This is a genomic window from Micromonospora sp. HNM0581 (assembly GCF_012726175.1).
Lineage (GTDB): Bacteria > Actinomycetota > Actinomycetes > Mycobacteriales > Micromonosporaceae > Micromonospora.
Map to the genome: position 1 here is coordinate 1 of NZ_JAASAD010000043.1, position 4,250 is coordinate 4,250.

At 66.3% G+C, this 4,250-nt stretch carries 4 protein-coding genes; all 4 read left to right on the forward strand.

Annotated features, from left to right (window positions below; genetic code table 11):
* The first annotated feature begins 349 nt into the window (after positions 1 to 349).
* A complete protein-coding gene (locus tag HCA58_RS22930) occupies positions 350 to 1,453 on the forward strand; it encodes a M20/M25/M40 family metallo-hydrolase (RefSeq protein WP_205809476.1) in 1,104 nt (367 codons plus the stop codon).
* A gap of 264 nt (positions 1,454 to 1,717) precedes the next feature.
* Positions 1,718 to 1,963, forward strand: a complete 246-nt coding sequence (locus tag HCA58_RS23790; protein WP_240956605.1) for a hypothetical protein — start codon at positions 1,718 to 1,720, stop codon at positions 1,961 to 1,963.
* A 62-nt stretch (positions 1,964 to 2,025) separates the two neighbouring features.
* Complete coding sequence (locus HCA58_RS23280) at positions 2,026 to 2,379, forward strand: transposase (protein ID WP_205809478.1); 354 nt, start codon at positions 2,026 to 2,028, stop codon at positions 2,377 to 2,379.
* A 346-nt stretch (positions 2,380 to 2,725) separates the two neighbouring features.
* Positions 2,726 to 4,250, forward strand: a 1,525-nt coding sequence (locus HCA58_RS22940) for a beta-ketoacyl synthase N-terminal-like domain-containing protein (RefSeq protein ID WP_205809477.1), incomplete at its 3' end; no start/stop codon positions are given.

Consider the following 4,250-nt stretch of genomic DNA (forward strand, 5'->3'; position numbering starts at 1 on the left):
ACAACCAGTACCGGGTCAAGAAACCCGACGAACCGGCCAGCATCCGCCACGACCGGCCACCGACCATCCACATCTACCGGGTCCAGCCACCGCCAAGATCAACTTAGGCTACGTGGCATTGCGCCTTCACGTACACGAGGAACGACCGTACACCGACTATGAGATCAGGCATGGATCAGCAGCTCATAAAGTTATCCACAGGCAGGCGTCTAGGCGTTTTCGCATTTCACACCAGGCCGGAACCCCTTGACCTGCGCCTTCACGCCGCGACGCCGACTATGTCGACGCTGAGCCGCGGAACGCAGGCTCAACCCCGCTTAAAATTTCGAAGAGCTGGCATAGTTTGCGGATGGATGACAATGGGCTCATCGAGCTGCGGCGTGACATTCACCGGTGGCCTGAGCTGGCCAGCGGGGAAAAACGTACCGCCGCTCTGGTCGCCGACCGGCTGCGGGCGGCCGGTTTAGAAGTGACCACCGGCGTCGGTGGTCACGGTGTCGTCGGGGTCCTGCACGGTGACGAGCCGGGGCCGGCTGTCGCCTACCGCGCCGATCTGGACGCGGTCCCCGACACGGAAACCTTTGACAGCGATTTCCGCTCCCGGGTGCCGGGTGCGGCCCACCTGTGCGGGCACGACATCCACACCACGATCGCGGTAGGCGCTGCCGAGGAGCTGTGCCGGGTGCGACCTGCGCGCGGTCGTGTCGTTTTCATCTTCCAGCCAGCTGAGGAGAACCTCACCGGCGCCCGGGCGATGATCGACGACGGCTTGCTGGACCGCACCAAGCCGCAGGAGATCTACGCGCTGCACTGTGCACCGATCCCTGTCGGCACCTTCGTGGTCACGCCGGGTGCCGGCCTTCCAGGGCAGGACCATTGTCGTATCTCCCTCCCGGCCGTAGGTGGCGAGCGGATCGTAGCCGCCGTCAACGCGTTGTCCACCGTTCGCAGGCCGCAGACGCCGGAACAACTCCAGCAGCTGATGCAGGACCTCGCGACCCCCGACGGCCCGCTCTCGCGATACGTTTACATGCAGTCGTTTGCCGACGCCGACAGTGTCGCGGCGTGGTGGCGCGCCTGGCCGGACGAACGCTATCCCGAAATTCGAGCCGAGCTGCGTCGGCTGGCAGACGGTGCTGCCATCGAGTTCCCCGCGCCGCCGTTTCCAGCGATGGTTTCTTCGCCGGAGCTCAGTCTGGGCGCGGCCGAGTCATTGCGCGCGGTGGGCGAGGTCGCCACGTTACGAGCCGCATACCCGTTCAACGGCGAGGACTTCGCCTTGTTCCTGCGGCGAGTCCCCGGCGCCATGATCTTTCTCGGCGTGGCCAACGAGGCTGTGGGACTGCATGGGATGACCCATGCCACCGACTTCGGTGCCGACGAGCGGGCTATCGGCATCGGCGTCCGTGCGGTAGTGGGCCTTCTATCGGATCGGCTGGCTGCCATTTCCTGAGACGGATTATCGAACTGATGGATGCGACCCGCCACCGACCATGATCAGGTAACCGCACATCGGCTACTTGTTTCATGGACCTGCGACCGTGGCTCGGCCAGGCCTCGGTCGAGGTGCCCTGGCGGTCGCTCTCAATTCGGCTGCCCACGCTGGTCGTGTGGTCTCATCTGGCCTGCGCGGCCCGGGCGCGGGTGTTCGCCACCGGCCAGGGCCCGCAAGGCCGACGCGACCGACGCCCACTCCATCGCCCTGGTCGGCACCCGCATGGCCGGACTGCGCCCGGTCGTCAACGACGAACAGTTCGCCCTGTTGCGGATCCTGGTCGACCGACGCCGCTCCCTCGGTGAAGACCACACCCGGATGGTTTCCCAGCTGCATCAACTGCTGCTGGAACTGATTCCGGGTGGGGCGAAGAAGAGTCTGTCCGCCGCCCAGGCCAAGGCACTGCTGGCCACGGTCCGGCCCCGTGACGCGGTCGGAAGGCCCGCCGTCGGGTCGCCGCGGAGCTGATCGCCGACCTCGAACGCATCTACCGGCGCTCCAAGGAAGCCGACAAGGAACTCAAGGAGCTGGTGGCTTCCACCGGCACCAGGTTGTCGGACCTGCCTGGCATCGGGCCCTCCGGCGCCGCCCGGCTGCTGGTCGAGGTCGGTGACATCACCCGGTTCCCCAACCGGGCCCACTTCGCCTCCTGGAACGGCGCCGCTCCCATCGACGCCTCCTCCGGCGATCAGGTGCGACACCGGCTCTCCGGCGCCGGTAACCGTCAGATCAACCGGGTGCTGCACATCTTGGCCACTGTCCAGCTACGCAATCCCACCGAAGGACGCGCCTACTTCGACCGGAAGAAAGCCGCCAGCAAGACGTCGATGAAGGCCATGCGCGCGTTGAACGACGCCTGTCCGACATCGTCTACCGCTGCATGATCAACGACGCCGAAGCCATCATGACGGCAGGTCCGGGAGGACACCGGGGAACGGCAACTGGCTCCAGCGTGACCGACTCGCACCCCTGAGCCGGCTCTTCGGAGAAGTCACTTCCCAGACCTGTGTCGGGGTGCCCCCCGACCGTGCCGCACAGGTTGAAGATCAATGTAGGGGGCGCGCTGGGGGCGGTAGGGGGTTGGGAGTGCGCCACGCCGCTTCGTAGGGTCATCGCGAACAACCAAAAATGCCTGAAGAAGCTCTCTTTTTTCGACAATTTGCGCCCCGATGACCCATGAGTCGACATTGGCCCGGGCCGTCGTGGCTGGGCTAGTGGCGGGAGACGTAGATGGAGAACGAGGAGAAGCTTCTCGGGTATCTGAAGCGGGCCACCGTGGACCTGCGCGAGGCCCGCCGCCAGCTGCGCAACGCCGAGCGCCGAGAGTTCGACCCGATCGCGATCATTGGCATGAGCTGCCGGTTTCCGGGTGACGTGGACGGTCCGGCGGCGCTGTGGCAGCTTCTCGCCGACGGGGCCGACGCCGTCTCCGATTTTCCCGACGACCGGGGCTGGAACACCGAGGACATCTACGACCCCGATCAATCAAAATCGGGCAAGACGTATGCGAGGAGCGGCGGGTTCCTTTCCGGCGCCGCGCTTTTCGATCCCGAATTCTTCGGTATTTCCCCGCGCGAAGCGATCGCCATGGACCCGCAGCAACGGTTGTTGCTGGAGGTGTCCTGGGAGGCGTTCGAATCGGCCGGCATCAACCCGGCCTCGGTGCGCGGCAGCCGTACCGGAGTCTTCGCCGGGTTGATGTACCACGACTACTCGACCCGGTTGCCGGTGGTCCCCGCCGAGTTGGAGGGGTTCATCGGCAACGGCAACGCCGGCAGCATCGTCTCCGGCCGGGTCGCGTACGTGCTGGGCCTGGAGGGGCCGGCGATCACCGTGGACACGGCCTGCTCGTCGTCGCTGGTCGCGCTGCACCTGGCGATCCAGGCGCTGCGCCGCGAGGAGTGCACCCTGGCGCTGGCCGGTGGAGTGACGGTGATGGCCAGCCCGGAGACGTTCGTCGACTTCAGCCGACAGCGGGGCCTGGCCCCCGACGGCCGGTGCAAGCCGTTCGCCGCCGCCGCGGACGGCACCGGCTGGGCCGAGGGAGTCGGGATGCTGCTGGTCGAACGGCTCAGCGACGCCCAGCGCAACGGGCACCGGGTGCTGGCCGTCGTACGCGGCACCGCGGTCAACCAGGACGGCGCCAGCAGCGGCCTGACCGCCCCCAACGGTCCCTCGCAGCGGCGGGTCATCGCCGATGCCCTGGCCAACGCCCGACTCACCGCCGATCAGGTGGATGTGGTGGAGGCGCATGGTACTGGTACGACGTTGGGTGATCCGATTGAGGCGCAGGCGATTTTGGCGACGTATGGCCGTGGTCGGGAGCGGCCGTTGTGGTTGGGGTCGGTGAAGTCGAATTTGGGTCATACGCAGGCGGCTGCGGGTGTGGCTGGTGTGATCAAGATGGTGTTGGCGATGCGGCATGGTGTCGTGCCGCGCACGTTGCATGTGGATGAACCGTCGCGGCATGTGGATTGGTCGGCTGGTGATGTCCGGTTGGTCACCGAGGCTGTGGAGTGGCCGGTTACCGGGCGTCCGCGGCGGGCTGGGGTGTCGTCGTTTGGTATCAGCGGTACCAACGCTCACGTCATTGTTGAGGAGTATCCACAGATCGCATCGCCCGCTCCGACGCCTGAGCCGTCGGTGGTGCTGTGGCCGTTGTCTGCTCGGTCGAGCACGGGTCTGCCTTTTCAGGCGGATCGGCTGCGGAACTTTCTGACCGACGAGCGTCCGGTGGATGTCGGTTTTTCTCTTG